This window comes from Azospirillum sp. A29, assembly GCF_042604625.1.
In the GTDB taxonomy this organism is placed as follows: domain Bacteria; phylum Pseudomonadota; class Alphaproteobacteria; order Azospirillales; family Azospirillaceae; genus Azospirillum; species Azospirillum palustre.
On record NZ_CP170467.1, the window covers coordinates 63,830 to 82,725 of the forward strand.

Below are 18,896 nucleotides of genomic sequence, written 5' to 3' on the forward strand. Positions count from 1 at the left end.
ATATACCTATACCCTCCGATGGAATCCATCATTCCGCGGAGCCACGCCATGCCACTCGATCCCCGCAGCTTCACCAACGACCAATTCCCCCGCTGGGCAGAGGAGCCGCCGACGCCGTTGGACGGCTCGCTGGTTCCCGGTTCGCAGTTCCACGAGGAACAATGGATCATGGCCGCCGGCATGCTGGCGCGCGGCAACAGCTTCCTCCAGGTCTCGCGCGCCATGGGGTGCAGCCGCACCACCCTGTGGCGGGGCTATTACGGCTCCAAGGATTTCCGTCACAGGGTGTGGTGGGAACGGCAGGCGCTGAACCGCGAGGCGGAGCTGCGCCTGTCCTCGCTGCGGGTTCTGGTGGCCGAGCAGATCGAGCGGCTGGTCACGTCGGGCGATCCCGCCACCGTCCGCTGGCTGGCCGAGCGGCTCGGCCTCATTCCCGGTCTCGGGTCTGCCCGCAACGCCTCGCGGGACATTCACGAGGTGGGGGCGGAGGAGGAACCGGCGGTGAGATCGGAAGACAGGCCGCGGACTCCCCGCCCGGAGGACCCGCCCGCCGTCACCGTCCCTGAACTCGACGACGACCTCCCCGGCGCCCTGCGCGAACGCTGCCCGCCCAGTCCGGAACTGGTCGCCGCTGTCGTCGCCCAGCCTGAGGCCGAGGGGCCGACGGGCGTCTTCCCCTGGACCGTCAACCAGTACGAGGAGTACCCCAACCTCAACCCCGGCCCGGTGAGCCGCCGCGCCGCCGGCCCCTTTGGCCGGCGGTAGATGGAACAGGCGGCCGACTCTGTTCCACGCCGTTCCATCCCTCCGGCCAGGACGGAGGCACCCCTCGGTCAGACCGCGAAATTCGGCTTTCCCGCCAGGATGTTGGAGGTCACGTGCCGGATGTCGCGCAGGCCACACATCGCCATGGTCACGTCCATCTCCTTGCGGATGATCTCCAGGCACTGGGACACGCCGGCCTCGCCGCCGGCTCCCAGCCCATAGAGGAAGGCGCGGCCGATGAAGGTGCCCTTGGCGCCCAGCGCCAGCGCCTTGACCACGTCCTGGCCGGAGCGGATGCCGCCGTCCATCAGCACCTCGATGCGGTCGCCGACCGCCTCGACGATGGCCGGCAAGGCGGAGATGGACGAGATGGCGCCGTCGAGCTGCCGCCCGCCATGGTTGGAGACGATCAGCGCGTCGGCACCGCTGTCCGCCGCCATCACGGCGTCCTCCGGGTCGAGGATGCCCTTCAGGATCAGCTTGCCGCCCCAGCGGTCCTTGATGCGGCGCACGTCGTCCCAGTTCAGCGTCGGGTCGAACTGTTCCGCCGTCCAGGAGGACAGCGACGACAGGTTGCTGACCCCGGTGGCGTGGCCGACGATGTTGCGGAAGGTGCGGCGGTGGGTCCGCAGCATGTTGATCGACCAGCGCGGCTTGGTCGCCATGTCCAGGATGTTGCCGACGGTCAGCTTCGGCGGGGTGGACAGCCCGTTCCTGATGTCCTTGTGGCGCTGGCCGAGGATCTGGAGGTCCAGCGTCAGCACCAGCGCCGAGCAGCCCGCCGCCTTGGCGCGGTCGATCAGCTTGTCGATGAAGGCGCGGTCGCGCATGACGTAGAGCTGGAACCAGAAAGGCTTGTCGGTGTTCTCCGCCACGTCCTCGATGGAACAGATGCTCATCGTCGACAGGGTGAAGGGCACGCCGGCCTTGGCTGCGGCGCGGGCGGCCAGGATCTCGCCGTCGGCATGCTGCATGCCGGTCAGGCCGGTCGGGGCCAGCGCCACCGGCATCGCCACCGGCTGGCCGACCATGGTGCTGGCCAGCGTCCGGTTGGTCATGTCCACCGCCACGCGCTGGCGCAGCTTGATCCGGCCGAAGTCGGACTCGTTGGCGCGGTAGGTCGACTCCGTGTAGGAGCCCGAATCCGCGTAATCGTAGAACATCCGCGGCACGCGCCATTCCGCCAGCTGCCGCAGATCCTCGATGCAGGTGACGGGCCGGTCGGTGAACAGGTTCGCCCAGCGCGACGGCGGCCGCGAGGAGGGCATGCGAATGGAGGTCATGGGGCGTGTCTCAACGGTTGCGCGCGAAACGGAAGGGCGTCGATTTGGCCACTCCGTCCGCACACCGTCAAGCCATGGCTGCGGCGACGCTGCCCTTTTGCCGTGGTGTCCGGCGCTCAGCGTGCCGGCTTCGACCTGGGCTTCGACTTGGGCTTCGGTTTCGCTGGCCCGGCCTTCGGCGGCGTCATCATGGCCTTGAACATCGCCGTCTGCGCCGCCGACTGGTTGCGCCGGGCGGCCGACATCGCCGCGGTGGTCCACATGCCGCTGGCGCGGTTGGCCCAGGACAGCCACGCGCTCATGAAGGGATTTTTGGTCATCATGGAGGCGACTCCGGAACGGGGGATACCGACGACAACAGCACCGGGACGCCCGATGTTGCACTGCACAGTGTTGCGGCACCCATCCGCCCAAATTTTCGGCGAACCTGCCGATTCTTGGGCAGATTCGTGAAGGCCGAGCCGCCCTGTTCAGCGGAGGAAGCCCTTATCCCCGCAAGGGGGGAGGGGCTTTTTCGCTGGCATATCCATTGCTTGTACAGGTCCAGGGGCTGGGCGACGTCGGGGGGAACAGGCTGGATGGGTACGGAGCGCGATGCCATGAAGAGTGGAACCAGCGCCGCTGCGGCGCGCTTCCTCCGCACCGCCAAGCTGTGCCGCATCCGCGATGTCGAACAGCTTCTGGCGGTCAGCGCCCTGGTGCGCGATCTCAGCGCCCTGATCCATGCCCTGCAGAAGGAACGCGGCGCCTCCTCCATCTATCTCGGCTCCGGCGGCACCCGCTTCGCCGAGGACCGGGCCCGCTGGCAGGCCGATGCCAGGACGCTGGAGTCGGTGCTGCGCGACCGGCTGGACCTCGTGGACGAGCAGCTCGACCGCCTCAGCTGCGGCGCGCAGTTCTACAGCCGGGCCGCCATCGCGCTCTATGCGCTGGACGGGCTGCCGGCCCTGCGCGATCAGGTGTCGTCGCTGGCGCTGGTGCCGCAGGATTCGGTGAAGGCCTTCACCGACATCGTCGGCCATCTGCTGTCCGTGCTGTTCGAGGCGGCCGACATCGCCGCCGATCCGGCGATTTCCCGCGCGCTGGTCGCCCTGTTCAACGTCGTGCAGGGCAAGGAATTCGCCGGGCAGGAGCGGGCGACCGCCAGCGCCGGCTTCTCGCGCGGGCGCTTCGACGGGGTGGAGCATGGCCGGCTCGCCCATCTGATCGACGCCCAGAACCGCGCCTTCCGCATCTTCGCGGAGTTCGCCGACCCCGCCCATGCTGCCGCCTTCCGCACCGCCCTGGCCGACCCGGCGGTGGCGGAGGTGGAGCGGATGCGGGCGGTGGCGCTCAGCGACGATGCCCGCCATGGCGAGCTGTCGGGCATCACGCCGGAGATCTGGTTCGACCGGGCGACCCGCCGCATGGAGCTGCTGAAGACGGTGGAAGACCGTCTGACCGACGACCTCCGCCGCCTGTGCGAGGCCAAGCTGGCCCAGGCCCGCGCCGATCTCGGACAGGCGGACGCCGGCGGGCCCGACGCGGTGCTGCCGGTCGCCATGGTGCTGGTCGATGCCCTTCCCGCGCAGTCAGGAATGAATGGGGCAGTGGTGGCCGGAGCGGGCTTGAACGGGCCGGGGCAGGACGGCGCCGGGTTCTATGCCCCCGACGGGCTGCCGCCGAAGCTGATGCGCTCGGTCCTCGACGTCATGCAGGCGCAGTCCCAGCGCCTGCGCGACGTCAGCCTGGAGCTGGAGACGGCGAAGGCGGCGCTGAACGAGCGCAAGGTGATCGACCGCGCCAAGGGCCTGCTGATGTCCACCCGCAACCTGTCGGAGGAGGAGGCCTACAAGCTGATCCGCAAGACCGCAATGAACCAGAACAAGCGGATCGTCGAGGTGGCGGAGGCCATCCTCAGCATGTCGGACATCCTCCGCGGCGTCACGACCGGAGGCGGACCGGCGGGAGGATAATCCGGCTACTGCACCGTGCGCACCGGCGAGAAGGGCAGCCCCGCCTGATCGAGCCCGCGGTCGATCACCTCCTCGGACTTCTGGTCGAACAGCTGCAGCAGCAGGTCGTCGACCATCCAGTCGTTGGTGGGCGTGCAGGCGGTGAACAGCTCGCCGATGACCTCCGCCTGGAAATCCTCGCGACGGTCGTCGCCGCCTTCATACTCCATCCGCTTGGCGACGCCGACCGCAACCTGGAACGGCTGGGTCAGGCCGGGGGCGACGGCCGCCTTCTTCATCAGCGCCGCCATGCCCAGCTCGCCGTCGTCCCAGGCCAGTCGGCGGGCATTCTCCGCCGGGATGCCGGCGCGGACGGCCATGCCGGCGACGAACAGCGACAGGTCGCCGGCGCACAGCGCGCGGAACAGCAGGACCGGCGTCAGGCGGCGGTTGGTGTGCAGCCACTGGATCACCGCGTCGATATCCTCGGCCCCGCGCAGCACCGGGCGCAGCAGGCGCATGGTCGCCGCCTCCCGGCCGCGCTCCACCAGCCGCTCGACCAGTTCGCGCGACAGGCCGTGCGCCTGCATCAGTGTGGCGCGCATGCTGTCGGAGACGAAGGCGACCACCCGCTCGACCATCGCCAGCGACAGGCCGGGGCGGGTCGCCGCCGCCTCGCTGACCATGCGGACGCGGCCGAAACGGTCGAGCGCGCGGCTCATCGCGCTGTCCGGCACCTCGGCGCCGTCGTTGCGCAGCAGCGCCGTCACCGCGATGACGTTGCCGCGCTCGGCGATCGCGCCGGACACGCGGGCGGAGACGGTGGAGCGGCTGGCGACCGCCACATGCTTGCCGGAATCGGGATCGGACAGCACGTCCAGCAGCAGATCGTCGGTCAGGCCGGCGGCATCGCGCAGGATGGGGAAGGCCACCCGGCCGACGTCGCGGACCAGCCGCTCCGCCAGATCCCCGGTCAGCAGCGGGCTGTTGCGCAGCTGCCAGGCCACCGCCTCGCGCACCGCCACCTGGGCGTCGCCGGCAAAGCAATGGACCACCTCGATGGCCAGGGACCGTTCGGCCGGGCTCAGCGCGCCCGCCTCCAGATCGTGGAACAGCTTGTTCATCGTCTCGATCCGCGTTTCCGCGTTGGGCGAGACGAGCAGCCGCTCCACATCCTTCGACGACAGGCCGTTGGGGTGGGGGGCGTCTGGTTGGGCGGCGGCGTGTGGCATCATGGCACCCGGCTGCGGCATCGGAGGAACACCCTCAATCGAAATCAAGGCCTCAATCGAAATCGAGGCAGGAGTAGCGGACCATGTCGCCCCACAGCCGGTCGAGCCGGCGGAGCGTGCGGTAGCTGGACTTCAGGTCGCGGACCTCGGTCTCGTTGCGCACCAGCGCCTCGGCCTGCGTCTGCTCCATCCGCCGCAGCCCCTCCCACAGCTCCCGCCCCTTGTCGGTCAGCTGGAGGCGGGCGGTGCGGCGGTCGCGCTGGTTGGCGGCGCGGTTGATGTAACCGGCATCGACCAGGATCTTCAGGCTGTAGGACGCGTTGGAGCCCAGGTAATAGCCGCGCTCCATCAGGTCGCGGACCGACAGCTCGTCCTCGCCGATCAGCATGACCATCAGCGCCTGCACCGGGCCGATGTCCTCGATGCCCTGCTTGGACAGGCCGACGCGGACGACGTCGAGATACCGGCGGTGCATCCGCTCGATCAGCCGCGCCATGCCGTGGAAGTCGGCGAGGTCGAGATCCTCGCCGGGCTTGCCGCCCGCCCGGCCCTCGGACCGGTCGGCGCCCCTGTCATCCGCTCCCGGTTCGGGCGCGTCGTCATCGTCCCAGTTCAGGTTGCTCATCGCGTCCATGATCCTGCCGGCTCAACCATTGCCGTATCCTTCCTGCTCGACTCACTCCGCCGCGGCGGCAATGCCGCGGAAGCCATGCGGGTGCGCGCTGCGCCATGCCCAGGCGCTGCCGATGATGCTGTCCAGTTCCGGGAAGCGCGGCTGCCAGCCGAGGTCGCGGCGGATGCGCTCCGACGAGGCGATCAGCACCGGCAGGTCGCCGGGGCGGCGCGGTCCGACCTTCACCGGCACGGCTCGGCCGGTGATGCGCTCCACCGACGCGATCACCTCGCGCACGCTGTAGCCGGTGCCGTTGCCCAGATTGTAGCGGACCGACCGTCCGTCCAAGGCGTCCAGCACCCGCAGATGGGCGTCGGCCAGATCGCAGACATGGATGTAGTCGCGGATGCAGGTGCCGTCGCGCGTGTCGTAGTCGTCGCCGAAGATCTCGATGTGCGGTCGCTTGCCGGTGGCGGCGTCCATCACCAGCGGAATCAGGTGCGTCTCCGGGCTGTGGTCTTCGCCGAGCCGGCCGTTGGGATGGGCGCCGGCCGCATTGAAGTAGCGCAGGCAGGCCGACCGCAGGCCATGGCAGCGGTCGGCCCAATGCAGGGCGCGCTCGATCATGAACTTCGATTCGCCGTACGGGCTGCCGGGGTCGATCGCCTCGTCCTCGTCGATGGGGATGCGCTTGGGCGAGCCGAACAGGTTGGCGGTGGAAGAGAAGACCAGCTTCATCACCCCGGCCTTCACCGCGGCGCGGATCAGGTTCAGCGAGGTGACGGTGTTGCCGTGCAGGTAGGCGTGCGGGTCGCGCATCGATTCGCCGACCACCGACAGGGCCGCGAAATGGAACACCGCGTCGAAGCGCCATTGCCCGAACACGCGGGCCAGCGCCGCCTCGTCGGCCAGATCGGCCTGGACGAAGGTCGCCTCGGGCGGCACGGCGGCGGCGTGGCCCTGGCGCAGGTTGTCGAACACCACGACCCGGTGGCCGCGGTCGAGAAGCTCGGTCACGCAGTGGCTGCCGACATAGCCGGCGCCGCCGGTGACGAGAATAGTTTGAGACGTCGTCATGGAGTGTGGGTTTCCTTGAACCGGTTTTCGGGCCGCAACCGGAATCGGGCGGCCGGCGTGGTGGAAGGAAAACGGGGGGCGGGTTTGGGGCGGTGCAGGGGGCCGGATGGGGGGATCACGGCGCCTTGCGCAAAACTCATGCAGCGCAGCATGCACGATGTCGGACGCGTCTGACCAGATTGCTGGAAACCCTCCCCCGAAGGGCCTAAGACCTTGGGTGAGGTCCAGTTTCTGCTTTTTCTGTCAGTGACTTAGCTGCCGTTTCCTACCCCTTTTTTGGATGCTGGAAAGGGGTGCTGCCCAAACTTGTCACACGTCTCTAAAATGTCTCCGGTGTAAAGCTTAAGCGTGCCAAATCCGCCGACGCTTCCCCCCGCGTCAGGATCTGTCCCTGCATAGGCGGTCTCCCGGTCACCGGGCAGGCCGCATCCGGCATCCCCCCAGCCGGCTTCCTGTCCCGCGTCCGTCGCCGCCGGCAGCTTTTCCTGTTTTCCCCGATTTCCAGCGCCGCATCAGGTGGCGAATCCTCCTGCAGGAAGGATCGAAGATGAGTTCCGTGGATCGGCCCCTGCTGACCCAAGCCTACCGGAAGATCGGACAGGGCCTGCTGCTGGCCGGTGTCCTCAGCCTGTTCGTGAACGTCCTGATGCTGGTGCTGCCACTCTTCACCATGCAGGTCTATGACCGGGTGATGAGCAGCCGCAGCCTGGAAACGCTGACGATGCTGGCGATCATCGCGGTGGGGGCGCTGGCGCTGTATGGTGTGCTGGACTTCATCCGCGCCCGCGCCTTCCTGGTGACCAGCGCCGTGATCGCCCACCGCTTCAACGTTCCGGCGCTGGAGGCCTCCATCGTCGACGCGCTGTCGGGCGGCCCGCGCAATGCGGCGCAGACCATGCGCGATCTGAACGACCTGCGCAGCTTCATGACCAGCAGTGCCGTGACCGCCCCGCTGGAACTGGCCTGGGCGCCGATCTTCCTGGCGATCCTGTTCCTGCTGCATCCGGTCTATGGCCTGCTCGCCATCGTCTCCGCCCTGGTGCTGCTGGTGATGGGTGTGCTGACCGACATGCTGACCCGGCGGCCGATGGCCCAGGCGAACGAGGCCTCGGCCCGCGTCTTCGCCGACATCGCCGGCACGGTCCGCCATGCCGAAGCCATCGAGGCGATGGGCATGCTGCCGGCGCTGGCCCGGCGCTGGCAGTCGGCGCAGAGCGGGTCGGCCGGAATGATCGACCGCGGCGCCACCCTGTCGCGCAGTCTGGCTGCCGCGTCGCGCTCGCTGCGGATGATCCTGCAGGTCGGGGTGATCGCCGCCGGTGCCACGCTGGTGATCGACAATCTGGTGACCCCCGGCAGCATGATGGCCGCCGGTCTGATCACCGGCCGCCTGCTGCACCCCTTCGAACAGCTGGTGGACGGCTGGCGCCAGTGGGTGAAGGCGCTGGAGGCGCACCGCCGCATCCGCGACCTGCTGAACAACGGCGCGTCGGCCCGTTCCACCATGCCGCTTCCCCAGCCGCAGGGCGCGCTGACCGTCGACCGCGTCACCCATGTGCCTTCCGGGCTGAACCGCCCGGTGCTGCGCAACGTCACCTTCGCGGTCCAGGCTGGAGAGGTGCTGGGCGTCATCGGCCCGTCGGGGGCGGGAAAATCGACGCTGGCCCGTCTGCTGGTCGGTGTCTGGCAGCCCACCGCTGGCGGAATCTATCTGGACGGCACCAGCACCTATCTGTGGGAGCGCGAGAGCTTCGGCAAATATGTCGGCTATGTGCCGCAGTCGGTGGCTCTGCTGGACGGCACCATCGGCGAGAACATCTCGCGCATGGCCAGCGCCGACCCGGCGGAGATTGTCCGCGCCGCGCGGTTGGCCGGCGTGCACGAGATGATCGGCCGCTTGCCCTTCGGTTACGACACGCCGGTCGGCGACAGCGCCTTTTCCCTGTCCGGCGGCCAGCGGCAGCGCATCGCGCTGGCCCGCGCCCTGTTCGGCCGCCCGCGCCTGCTGGTGCTGGACGAACCCAACTCCAACCTCGACCATGACGGCGAGCAGGCCCTGCTGAGTGCCGTTCAGAAGGTCAAAGCCGACGGCACGACAGTGGTGATGATCGCCCACCGCCCCTCCATCGTCGCCATCGCCGACAAGCTGGTGGTGATGAAGGACGGCGCGGTCGAGCATTTCGGTGCCCGCAACGACGTCCTGAAACTGGTGCAACCGGGCGGCGCTCCCGCCGGCCCCAACACCACCATTGCCCGCCTTGTCCGCAGCGGAGAACAGCGATGAGCAGCGATACGCCCCTCCTGTCGTCCCAGCCGGTCTGGACCGCGACCATCGACATGGCTCCGGTCGAACCGTCCCTGCGCGGTACGGCGCTGGCCGGCGCGCTGGCGGTGCTGGTGGGTTTCGGCGGATTCCTGACCTGGGGCTTCACCGCCAGCCTGGACAGCGCCGCGCTTGCGGCCGGCACGGTGATGGTCGAAAGCCACCGTAAGACCGTCTCCCATCTGGAAGGCGGCATCCTGCGCGACCTGCTGGTCAAAGACGGCGACCTCGTGCGCGCCGGTCAGGTGTTGCTGCGGATGGATTCCACGCAAAGCCAGGCGGTGGTGGCCCAGTTGCAGGGGCAATATTGGACCGCTCTGGCCCGGCTGGGCCGGCTGCGGGCCGAGCAATCGGACGCACCCAAGCCGCTGTTCGCCGACGATCTGGTGAAGGCGGTGCGCGACAATCCGGTGGCGGCGGAGGCGAAGGCGGTCGAGGAACGGCTGTTCCGGTCCCGCCATGACAGCTACGAGGCGCAGCTGGGTATCCAGCGCAAGCAGATCTCCCAGCTGCGCGATGAGATCGCGGCACTGGAATCCCAGCGGATCGCCACCGCCGACCGGCTGCGCTACACCCAGGAGGAAACTCGCGTGGTGCAGGGCCTGCTGGCGAAGGGGTACGAGCGCAAGCCGCGCCTGCTGGAACTTCAGCGCAACGTCGCCGATTCCGAAGGGCGGCTGGGCGAGCTGATGGCGAACAAGTCCAAGGCGGAACAGGCCATCGCCGCCGCCGAACTGACCATGATCAACATCGGCAACACCCGGCGGTCAGAGGTGTCGACCGACCTTCAGGCCGCCCAGGCCAGCGTGGCCGACCTGTCGGAACGGCTGCGCAGTGCCGATGACGTGCTGCTGCGCCAAGCCATCACCGCACCCCAGGCCGGGCGGGTGACGGGCTTGAAATTCTTCACCTCCGGCGGTGTGATCCCGGCTGGTGCCGGTATCCTCGACATCGTGCCGCAGGACGACGCGATGATCGTCGAGGCCCGCGTCTCTCCCCACGACGTCCAGAATGTGGAGGTCGGCAGCAAGGCGATGGTGAAGCTGACCGGCTACCGCCAGCGAGCCGTGCCACCGGTGGCGGGGCAGGTGGTGTCGCTGTCGGCCGACCAGTTGGAGGACGAGCGCACCGGCGCCTACTACTTCGCGGCACGGATCAGCATGGATGTGGCAGAGCTGAAGGCCCTGCCCAATGTCGAACTGCATCCCGGCATGCCGGCCGAGGTGATGATCCACGGCCATGCCCGCCGCGCCATCGACTATTTCCTGACGCCGTTGACCGACGGTCTTCAAAGAGCCTTCCGCGAAAAGTAAGCGGAACCGCCATCCCACCCGGCCCTCCCCCGTTCGGGCCGGTGCGGGTGGGGGCCCTTGCCTGGGTTCCATCCCCTGGCAAGCGGCCCCGTGGAAGGGCCGGCGTCCCCCACGCCGGCCCTTTTGCACGTTCGCTACAAAAGTAACGCAGTTTTATTGCAGTCGATTCGGCCGATGCTTGCATAGTGGAGTATTCAGGCATTGTTTTGGCCGTTGAGTAATAAGATGATTTTCCTTTCTCTTCTTCGATGACTGTCTCGCCATGGCCGGCATGAACGGTCCTGCCGTCGCCAGAAAATCCGCTGTGGCTTCGGGTGGACCATCCGATTTTAAAAACTTTCTTTTAACGATTTGGGATTTTTCCTGCAAATCCAGCCAGTCTGCGGCATCCCGGTGGCGAAAATGTGGGTCTGACCATCATTTTTTAAAGCGGAAACTGCTTAGAAATTCGAAGCAAATCAAAGTAACTGTCTTTTTGAAAATATCGACAATGCGTTCTACTGCAAGAATCCTCTGTCTCGACTCAACTTTCTCTTCCATGTGCCCGAGTTTTATCACACTATCCGCTCGATAGATTTGGTTACACCGAAAGGCGAGCTCAGCCTTTCGAGCGAGGCCAAAAGAAGGCCCAAAAATCCCAATCACATCGCAAGGAGACACCTACGATGGCTACGGTTCCTGGGGGCAGCTACGACGTGCATATCGGCACGAATCACGACGATCTGCTGGTCGGCGGCGAGGGTAACGATCTGGTGCTGGGGGGCAACGGAAGCGACACTCTGCTCGGCGGCAATGGACATGACGCTCTGTTCGGGGGGAACGGGGCGGACGTGATCCATGGCGGCACGTCGGCGGATGTGCTGCTGGGGGGTAACGGCGACGACATCATCGACGGCGGTTCGGGCGACGACATCATCCTGGGGGGGAATGGTGACGACGTGCTGATCGGCGGTGCCGGGCGCGATCTGCTGGATGGCGGCAAGGGCGACGACGTGCTGTCGGGGGGCGACGGTGACGACGTGCTGAACGGCGGCGCCGGCGACGATACGCTGTACGGCGGCGGCCACAACGACATCCTCAATGGCGGCAAGGGCGACGACCTGCTGCGCGGCGGCACCGGCGACGACGTGCTGAATGGCGGTGACGGCGACGACACCCTGTTCGGCGACGACGGCAACGACCGCCTGGAAGGCGGCAAGGGAGACGACCTGCTGATCGGCGGTGCCGGTCACGACGTCTTCATCTTCTCCGGCGGCGGCGGCCAGGATGTGGTCCTGGACTTCAAGGCCGGCGAGGATGTTCTGCAGATCTCCCGCAACATCAACGGTCTGAAGGTGACCGATGCCGCCGATCTGGCTGCCCGCGTCACCGACCAGCATGGCGACGCCGTGATCGACCTCGGCCATGGCGACAGCATCACGCTGAAGGGTGTCTCGGCTGCGGACATCCACAACCACCCGAACGACTTCTTCGTCATCCACTGACCGGGCACTGCCCGGGCACTGATCGTCCACTGCTTCTTTGAGCATTGAACGAGAAGGACGGACCGGTGGTGTCAAAACCGCCGCCGGTCCCCCTTTGCCCGCAGTCAGCCGATTTCGACTTTCAAACCCACCGACGCTGCCGGAATCCCATCCATGACCGTCATCGCCGTTCTGCCGAATTCGGTGTCGATTGCCCCCGCCCAATTTCTGGCGCTGGGTCCCCGCTTCCTCCTCGTCTCCTGGACGATGGATGGAAAGCTGGATGGCACGACCAATGCCGTCGGCCCGATCACGCCGAGCGTCGACGGGGAGCCGGTGCGTCCGCCCTTCACCACGCTGACCATCGACACCGGCTGGGGCGGACGGCGCGTCCTGTCGATCCTGCCGGCACCGCGCGATCCGCGGATGCCCATCCATTTCATCGCCAGAAACCGCGTGATCGCCGAGCTTCGCACCGAATCCGGTGCCGCCGATCTCGATCCCGCCGGTTTGCTGGGCAGTCTGGACGGTGCAGCCCGGCTGCGGGTGCTGCGCTTCCTGTTCGACTTTGCCTGCTCAACCCCGGCGCTTCGCCGCGATGCCGCCTTTGCCGGGCTGTGCCGCCGGCTGGTTCTGGACCGTGCGGCGGAGCCGGCGATGCTGGCGGTCCGCGCCACGGCGGGCGGCGACCTTTTGCTCTGCGCCGGGGCGTTGTCCGGTCGCTTCGGCGCCATCAGCGGTCTGGTGGTGCTGGCGCCGAACGCGGTGGCGCGGGCACCCTTCGATGCCTGCATCGGACCCGATCCGGCCGGCAAGGGACGCATCGCCTTCGACCTGCTGATCGACCGCGGTCTGTGCGTGCCGGGCAATCTGCTGGTGGTGCTGGGCGCCAACGGCGTCGCCTGCCGCCGCTTTCCCGCGGAATCCACCGGCCTGCCGACCCTGACCGACCGGCTGAACGCCCGTCCCGACACGCCGGCCGCGCTGCGCCACTATCTGCTGACCTGCCTCGCTCAACGCGGCCGCAGCGATGTGTCCGCCGCCTCGGCGGTCAGCGAGTTGCAGGCGCTGGCCCCACTGCCGCGCCGGCAGGCCGCCGATGCCAAGCGGCCCATCGGCGCCTCGCTCGACCTCGCGGTTCCCACGGCCGATGGTGGATTGTTCCTCGCCGGCTGGCTGCACGACCCGCATGGGCTGGCAGCGGAGCTGGTGGTGCGCACGCCCTTCGGCGGCGAACGCCGGGTCGGGCGTTTTGCCCACCGCTTCCCGCGCGAGGATGTGGCGAAGCTCTATGGCACCGGTGGCATCGACCGCAGCGGCTTCGTTCTGCATCTTCCCGGCAATCCCGAACCGGCGGAAGCGCTTCAGGTGACGGCCGAGCTTCGGCTGGCCTCGGGTGGGGCCCTGCGTCTGGTTCCGCCGCCGCGTCCGCGCGCCCATGCCGATGCCCGCGCCGCCGTGCTGGGTAGCCTGCCGCCGCGCTTCGCCACGCCGGAGCTGCTGGAGACCGTCATCGGCCCGGCCGTCGCCCCGCTGCATGCCGCTCATCTCGCCACCCGCGGCGAGCCGGAACTGGTCGTTTATGGCGAGCGCAAGGCCAAGCCCGCGGTATCCGTCATCATCCCGCTTTACCGTACGCTGGAGTTCCTGCGCTTCCAGATCGCCTGCTTCGCCACCGACCCGACGATGGCCGATGCCGAACTGGTCTTCGTGCTCGACAGCCCGGAGCAGCGGGACGAGGTGGTGCATCTGCTGCGCGGCTTCCACGGGCTCTACGGCCTGCCGATGCTGCTGCTGGTGCAGAGCGCGAATTACGGCTATTCCGCCGCCAACAATGCCGGCGTCGCCGTTGCCCGAGCCAACCGCCTGCTGCTCCTGAATTCCGACGTGGTGCCCGACCGCGCCGGCTGGCTGCCGCAGCTGGTCGCGGCACTGGAGGAGCGTCCCGGCATCGGTGCCGTGGGGCCGAAGCTGCTGTTCGACGACGACAGCCTCCAGCATGCCGGGCTCTATTTCGACCGCGACCTGCAAGGCGCTTGGTACAACCATCATTACTTCAAGGGCCTGCCGCGCGATTTCACCGCCGCCTGCCGGCCGCGGTCGGTGCCCGGCGTCACCGGCGCCTGCCTGCTGACCACGCGCGCCGCCTACAGCGCCGCCGGCGACTTCTGCGAAGACTACATCATCGGCGACTTCGAGGATTCGGACCTCTGCCTGCGCATCCGCGACCAGGGACTCGACATCCGCTATGCCCCGTCGGTGGAACTGTACCATCTGGAGCGCCGCTCCATCGGCCGGCACCAGGGCTACACCCGGGGAGTCGCCTCCGAATACAACCGCTGGCTCCATGGCCGCCGCTGGGCCGACCGCATGGCCGGGCTGATGGCGCGTGACTGGTGCGCCGACGACGAGGCGCAGCCGTCCCGGAGCAGCCGCCCCCGCAAGACCGCACAGGTGACCCGATGAACGCGATCGTGCCGACCCCGCAGCTTGCCGTGCTGCGCCGCCAGACCGATCCGCGGCTGGAGTGGCTTTGCGCCCAGATCGCGCGCAACCGCTTCCTGCCGGTGCCGCCGCCCGAGCTGCATTTCATCGGCGACGGCGACTTCCGCGCCATCGGGGCGGAATTCCTGCGCCATTTCGTCCGTCTCGGCGGGCTGCGTCCCGACCACAAGGTTCTGGAGATCGGCTGCGGTGTTGGCCGCATGGCGCTGCCGCTGACCCAGTATCTGGACTCGTCATACGACGGCATTGACATCGTGCTGGACGGCATCCGCTGGTGCGCGTCGACCATCACGCCGGCCTATCCGGAGTTCCGCTTCCACCATCTCGACGTCGCCAACGGCCTCTACAATCCCGATGGCCGGATCGAGGGGGAAACGGCGACGCTGCCCTTCAAGGCCGGCACTTACGACTTCGTCATCCTGACCTCCGTCATCACCCACCTGCGCACCGCCGACACCGAGCGCTACGCGGCGGAGATCGCGCGCGTGCTGAAGCCGGGCGGACGCTGCTTCCTCAGCCTGTTCCTGGCCGACGCCACGGCACGGACGGGCATCGCCAAGGGCACCGCCCGTCCGCCGTTCCGCGATGCGCCCGGCGTGGAACTGCTGGCCGATCCCGAGCATCCCAACGCCGCCGTCGCTTATGACGAGGAGTTCCTGCTCGGCCGCTTCGCCGCCCATGGCCTGCGTCCCGCCCGCGTCGTCATGCGCGGCCACTGGAGCGGCCAGCGCGAGGCCGAGAATTTCCAAGACCTGCTGGTTCTGGAGAAGGGGACCGCACCATGAGCCGGCGCCGCCTTCCGCTGATCCCCGCCAATCAGGCCGCCCGTCCCGCTCCGCGCCAGCCGGCGCGGCCGCTGGTGGCCGCCCGGCCGCCGCGGGTGCTGCTGATCGCGCACAACCACCCGAGCCTGCATCCCGGCGGCACCGAGATCTTCGCGCATGAGCTGTTCGGCGGACTGAAGGCGGCCGGCGCCGAGTGCCTGTTCCTGGCCTGCACCAACGACGTCCACCGCGCCCCGCGCCCCGGCACCGGTTTCCAGACGCTGGGCCGCAGCGCCGACGAGGTGCTGCTGTGGGCCGGCCATTTCGACCATTTCCATCAGAGCCAGATCGACCTGCACGGGCTGGTCCCCGACCTGTCCAACCTGCTGCGCGCCTTCCGGCCGGACATCGTGCATGTGCATCACACGCTTTTGCTGGGCGTGGAGATGCTGTTCCTGATCCGCCGCGTCTGCCCGGATGCGAAGATCGTCTATACGCTGCACGACTATTATCCGATCTGCGCCAATGACGGGCAGATGGTGACCCCGCCGCGCGGCGAAGGCGGGACGCGCACGCTCTGCACCAAGGCGTCGCCGGATGCCTGCCACCGCTGCTTCCCCGACCGTCCGGCCGACCAGTTCCTGCTGCGCGATAAGCACATCAAGGCGATGTTCGGGCTGGTCGACTGCTTCCTGGCGCCCAGCCGCTTTCTGCGCGACCGCTATATCGCCTGGGGCCTCGACCCGGCGCGGATCGAGGTGATGGCGAACAGCCGGCCGTCCGTCGAGCCGGCCCCGGCGCGCGACCTCGCCCCCGGCGCGGTGCGCGATGCCTTCGCCTATTTCGGTAACCTCAATCCGTTCAAGGGCGTCACCGTGGCGCTCGACGCCGTCGCCCGCATGGCGCGCCAGGGGCTTTCCCCGTCGCTGGCCGTGCATGGCGGCAGCCTGTACCAGACGCCGGAATTCCGCCAGCGAGTTGCCGACGGCTTCGACGCTGCGCGCGGCCTCGCCACCGCCCATGGTCCCTATCGGCCGCAGGAGATGCCGGCGCTGATGGCCGCCGCCGACTGGGTGGTGATGCCGTCGATCTGGTGGGAGAACGCGCCCCTGGTCATTCAGGAGGCCTTCCAGCACCGCCGCCCGGTCATCGTCAGCGGCATCGGCGGCATGGCGGAAGCGGTGCGCGACGGCGTCGACGGCCTGCATGTTCGCCCCAACGACCCCGCCGACCTCGCCCGTGTCATGGCCCGCGCCATGACCGGAGCCGGTCTGTGGGAGCGGCTGTCGGCCAACATCCCCGCCGTCCGCCCGACGGAGGAGGCCGCGTCGCTCCACCTCGCGCTTTACGGCGAACTTCTCTCGCCGGCTCCCGCCGCTCTTATCCAGGGGAATCGCACCCGATGAAGGACCGCAGCACCAAGGCCGACATCACCGCCGCCGTCCTGCTGGACGAGGACACGCTGATGCTGTTCGGTGCCATCGACCAGCCCCTGCCGGCCGACAGCGTGGTGATGCTGGACGGCATGATCGACGGGCGCTTCCGCGGCGGCTGCTGGACCGACGGAGCGGGGGAGCGCTGGTTCCTGGGCGCCATCCGCGTTGCCGGGCTGGCCCACATGCGTCCGTCCCGCATCGAGATCGAGGATGCCCAGGGCAAGCACCTGCTGCTGCCCCGCCTGTCGAATGTCCGCACCAACCCGGCCCATCTGGTCGCGGCATTGCGCGAGGTGCAGCCGCAGTCGCTGGACGTCGCGCTGGATGTCGCCGTGACCTTGCTGTCCGGCCCGGCGATGGGCGAGGGTGAAGCCGGGGAGGGCCACCGCCGTACCCGCCTGCTGTCCGGCTTGGCGCAGGAGGCTTCCCGCCCTGATGGCTTCGCCGAGGTGCTGGGCCGTTTCCGCGACGGCGCGCTGATGGTGCAGGGCTGGTCGCACGGCTTCCCGGCCGGTGCCTCCCACGTGCTGCCCCCTGTGCTGGTCGAGGCGGAGGAGGTGCGGCCCCACGCCATCGCCGCCGCCCCCTTCCACCGTCCGGACCTGCCCGACGATGCCGCCGGCCTGCTTACGGTTCTGGAAGGCCCGGTCGCCGCCCCCGACACCATCCGCCGTATCCATTTCCGCGCCGCCGACGGCTGGCGCCATCTCGCCATTTTCGAACACCGGCAGCTTCTGGCCGACGGCGTCGCCTCCGCCCATGCCCGCGACATGCTGGGCCAGTTGCAAGGCGATGCCGCCCGCCGCGGTGTCGCCGCCGCCATCGCCGCCCGCTACAACGGTGTGGAGACGGTATCGCAGATCCAGGCCCCCGTGCGCATGGGGCTGGACATGGCGGTGCGCGTTCCGGGCGCCGGGCTGTTCGTCTGTGGCTGGCTGCTCGACCCTACGCAAGCGGTCCGTGCGGTGACGGTGAAGGGCGGCGGCATGACGGCGCGGCTGGACGCCGACTGGTCGCGGCTGGCCCGCAAGGACGTGTCCGATGCCTTCGCCCATGATCCGCTGTTCGCTGGGCGGCTGCTGCAGGGCAACGACGGCCATGGCTTTACCGCCTTCGCCCGCGAGCCCGCCGGCATTGCTGCCGATGCCGAGTTCCATCTGGAGCTGATGCTGGCCGACGGCATCGTCTTCCTGCCGCTGCCCTGCCAGCCGCCGACCGGCGATTCGCTGCGTCGCATGCTGGGCGCGGTCAATCCCGACAGCCCGTCCATCGATCGCGTTGTCTCCACCCATCTCGGGCCGATGCTGCGCACCGCGGCCTCCGCGAAGACGACCCCGTCCTCCGTCCTCCATCCGATGGGCCGCGCGCTGAAGACGCCGCGGGTGTCGGTGATCCTGCCGGTCTGCGACGGGCGCGAGGATGTCGACCTGAACATCGCCCGGATGGCGAACGACCCCGACTTTGCAGAGGCCGAGATCCTGGTCGTCGCCGGTGCCGGCACCCACGAGCGGCTGGCCGGCATGGTCCGGCAGGCCGCCGGCTTCTACCGGCTGGCGGTCGGCTTCGTGGCCGCTCCCAACGCCGCCGACCCGTTCGAGGCGATGGCGGCATCCCTGCCGCATGCGAGAGCCGACCGTGTCCTGCTGCTGTCGCCATCGGTCCTGCCGACCGAACGCGGCTGGCTCTCTGCACTGGAACGCGCGATCCGCAAGCCGAACGCCGTAGGTTCCGCCGCACTGGCCCCGGTGATGGTCAGCCCGACCCTGCTGTATGAGGACCATTCCGTCCGCTTCGCCGGCATCGTCGCGGTGGAAGGTCCGGGCGGTGCCGTCACCTACGAGCGCCGCTTCGCCGGCTACCCGCGCGACTGGCTGAAGGATCAGGAGGCGTCCGCGGTCGATGCCGCCTCTGCCGACTGCGCGCTGCTGCCGCGCGAGCTTCTGATGCGCGCAATGGCCGACGGCGGCCGCTATCTCGGGCTGGAGCCGAAGGGGCTGGACCTGTGCCTGCGGGTGCGGGCGGCCGGTGGTTCCTGTCTGTGGCTGCCGAAAGTGCGGCTGGTGGCGGTTGACGAACAGTCCCGCAACGCCCGCGACCCCAGGCTGGAGCGCATGAGCGCCCTGGTCGACGACTGGAGCTTCGCCGAGCGCTGGAAGGCGTTGATCGCCGCCTAGTACATTGCTTCCAC

The 18,896-nt window shown here is 68.6% G+C and carries 14 protein-coding genes; 9 read left to right on the plus strand and 5 right to left on the minus strand.

Annotated elements, in window-relative coordinates:
• The first annotated feature begins 48 nt into the window (after positions 1 to 48).
• Positions 49 to 765, plus strand: a complete 717-nt coding sequence (locus tag ABNQ38_RS28485) for a hypothetical protein (RefSeq protein ID WP_377810697.1) — start codon at positions 49 to 51, stop codon at positions 763 to 765.
• Between the two features lie 68 nt (positions 766 to 833).
• Here ABNQ38_RS28485 and ABNQ38_RS28490 read toward each other — a convergent pair whose 3' ends face one another.
• Both ABNQ38_RS28490 and ABNQ38_RS28495 read right to left on the minus strand, forming a co-directional pair.
• Complete coding sequence (locus ABNQ38_RS28490) at positions 834 to 2,048, minus strand: L-lactate dehydrogenase (protein WP_377810698.1); 1,215 nt, start codon at positions 2,046 to 2,048, stop codon at positions 834 to 836.
• A 116-nt stretch (positions 2,049 to 2,164) separates the two neighbouring features.
• Positions 2,165 to 2,371 carry a hypothetical protein gene (locus tag ABNQ38_RS28495; protein ID WP_377810699.1) on the minus strand — a complete coding sequence of 69 codons (207 nt, stop codon included), beginning with the start codon at positions 2,369 to 2,371 and terminating at the stop codon, positions 2,165 to 2,167.
• A 276-nt stretch (positions 2,372 to 2,647) separates the two neighbouring features.
• On the opposite strand from ABNQ38_RS28495, the gene ABNQ38_RS28500 reads away from it, so the two are divergent.
• Entirely contained in the window at positions 2,648 to 4,003 is a 1,356-nt protein-coding gene (locus ABNQ38_RS28500; RefSeq protein ID WP_377810700.1) for a nitrate- and nitrite sensing domain-containing protein, read from the plus strand.
• Between the two features lie 5 nt (positions 4,004 to 4,008).
• On the opposite strand, the gene ABNQ38_RS28505 is transcribed toward ABNQ38_RS28500, so the two are convergent.
• The 3 genes from ABNQ38_RS28505 to galE are packed head-to-tail and all read right to left on the minus strand — an operon-like array spanning position 4,009 to position 6,904.
• Complete coding sequence (locus tag ABNQ38_RS28505; RefSeq protein ID WP_377810701.1) at positions 4,009 to 5,235, minus strand: DUF2336 domain-containing protein; 1,227 nt, start codon at positions 5,233 to 5,235, stop codon at positions 4,009 to 4,011.
• Positions 5,236 to 5,266: 31 nt separating this feature from the next.
• Positions 5,267 to 5,839 (minus strand): winged helix DNA-binding protein, encoded by a 573-nt coding sequence (locus ABNQ38_RS28510; RefSeq protein WP_377810702.1) that lies wholly within the window; start codon positions 5,837 to 5,839, stop codon positions 5,267 to 5,269.
• A 51-nt stretch (positions 5,840 to 5,890) separates the two neighbouring features.
• Entirely contained in the window at positions 5,891 to 6,904 is a 1,014-nt protein-coding gene (galE, locus tag ABNQ38_RS28515; RefSeq protein WP_377810703.1) for a UDP-glucose 4-epimerase GalE, read from the minus strand.
• Positions 6,905 to 7,451: 547 nt separating this feature from the next.
• On the opposite strand from galE, the gene ABNQ38_RS28520 reads away from it, so the two are divergent.
• The 7 genes from ABNQ38_RS28520 (at position 7,452) to ABNQ38_RS28550 (ending at position 18,882) form a co-directional block, all read left to right on the plus strand.
• The gene (locus ABNQ38_RS28520) at positions 7,452 to 9,188 is read left to right on the plus strand and encodes a type I secretion system permease/ATPase (protein WP_377810704.1); all 1,737 of its coding nucleotides are present in this window, start codon (positions 7,452 to 7,454) and stop codon (positions 9,186 to 9,188) included.
• On the plus strand, positions 9,185 to 10,540 hold the full coding sequence (locus ABNQ38_RS28525) for an HlyD family type I secretion periplasmic adaptor subunit (RefSeq protein ID WP_377810705.1): 1,356 nt from the start codon (positions 9,185 to 9,187) through the stop codon (positions 10,538 to 10,540). The genes ABNQ38_RS28520 and ABNQ38_RS28525 overlap by 4 nt, the downstream gene beginning before the upstream one ends.
• A 665-nt stretch (positions 10,541 to 11,205) precedes the next feature.
• Entirely contained in the window at positions 11,206 to 12,024 is an 819-nt protein-coding gene (locus tag ABNQ38_RS28530) for a calcium-binding protein (RefSeq protein WP_377810706.1), read from the plus strand.
• A gap of 153 nt (positions 12,025 to 12,177) precedes the next feature.
• Positions 12,178 to 14,469, plus strand: coding sequence for a glycosyltransferase (locus tag ABNQ38_RS28535; RefSeq protein WP_377810707.1), 2,292 nt, complete (start codon positions 12,178 to 12,180; stop codon positions 14,467 to 14,469).
• On the plus strand, positions 14,466 to 15,293 hold the full coding sequence (locus ABNQ38_RS28540; protein ID WP_109050705.1) for a class I SAM-dependent methyltransferase: 828 nt from the start codon (positions 14,466 to 14,468) through the stop codon (positions 15,291 to 15,293). Before ABNQ38_RS28535 ends, ABNQ38_RS28540 begins: the two co-directional genes overlap by 4 nt.
• Positions 15,290 to 16,678: a glycosyltransferase family 4 protein gene (locus ABNQ38_RS28545; protein ID WP_377810708.1), complete on the plus strand. Its 1,389-nt coding sequence runs from the start codon at positions 15,290 to 15,292 to the stop codon at positions 16,676 to 16,678. Before ABNQ38_RS28540 ends, ABNQ38_RS28545 begins: the two co-directional genes overlap by 4 nt.
• Positions 16,675 to 18,882 (plus strand): hypothetical protein, encoded by a 2,208-nt coding sequence (locus tag ABNQ38_RS28550; protein ID WP_377810709.1) that lies wholly within the window; start codon positions 16,675 to 16,677, stop codon positions 18,880 to 18,882. The genes ABNQ38_RS28545 and ABNQ38_RS28550 overlap by 4 nt, the downstream gene beginning before the upstream one ends.
• Positions 18,883 to 18,896: the final 14 nt, after the last annotated feature.

What these genes read in the sequence shown, in the direction of transcription:
- ABNQ38_RS28485 (WP_377810697.1), top strand. Translation starts at nt 49, where the DNA reads ATGCCACTCGATCCCCGCAGCTTCACCAACGACCAATTCCCCCGCTGG.
- ABNQ38_RS28490 (WP_377810698.1), bottom strand. Translation starts at nt 2,048, where the DNA reads ATGACCTCCATTCGCATGCCCTCCTCGCGGCCGCCGTCGCGCTGGGCG.
- ABNQ38_RS28495 (WP_377810699.1), bottom strand. Translation starts at nt 2,371, where the DNA reads ATGATGACCAAAAATCCCTTCATGAGCGCGTGGCTGTCCTGGGCCAAC.
- ABNQ38_RS28500 (WP_377810700.1), top strand. Translation starts at nt 2,648, where the DNA reads ATGAAGAGTGGAACCAGCGCCGCTGCGGCGCGCTTCCTCCGCACCGCC.
- ABNQ38_RS28505 (WP_377810701.1), bottom strand. Translation starts at nt 5,235, where the DNA reads ATGCCGCAGCCGGGTGCCATGATGCCACACGCCGCCGCCCAACCAGAC.
- ABNQ38_RS28510 (WP_377810702.1), bottom strand. Translation starts at nt 5,839, where the DNA reads ATGAGCAACCTGAACTGGGACGATGACGACGCGCCCGAACCGGGAGCG.
- galE (WP_377810703.1), bottom strand. Translation starts at nt 6,904, where the DNA reads ATGACGACGTCTCAAACTATTCTCGTCACCGGCGGCGCCGGCTATGTC.
- ABNQ38_RS28520 (WP_377810704.1), top strand. Translation starts at nt 7,452, where the DNA reads ATGAGTTCCGTGGATCGGCCCCTGCTGACCCAAGCCTACCGGAAGATC.
- ABNQ38_RS28525 (WP_377810705.1), top strand. Translation starts at nt 9,185, where the DNA reads ATGAGCAGCGATACGCCCCTCCTGTCGTCCCAGCCGGTCTGGACCGCG.
- ABNQ38_RS28530 (WP_377810706.1), top strand. Translation starts at nt 11,206, where the DNA reads ATGGCTACGGTTCCTGGGGGCAGCTACGACGTGCATATCGGCACGAAT.
- ABNQ38_RS28535 (WP_377810707.1), top strand. Translation starts at nt 12,178, where the DNA reads ATGACCGTCATCGCCGTTCTGCCGAATTCGGTGTCGATTGCCCCCGCC.
- ABNQ38_RS28540 (WP_109050705.1), top strand. Translation starts at nt 14,466, where the DNA reads ATGAACGCGATCGTGCCGACCCCGCAGCTTGCCGTGCTGCGCCGCCAG.
- ABNQ38_RS28545 (WP_377810708.1), top strand. Translation starts at nt 15,290, where the DNA reads ATGAGCCGGCGCCGCCTTCCGCTGATCCCCGCCAATCAGGCCGCCCGT.
- ABNQ38_RS28550 (WP_377810709.1), top strand. Translation starts at nt 16,675, where the DNA reads ATGAAGGACCGCAGCACCAAGGCCGACATCACCGCCGCCGTCCTGCTG.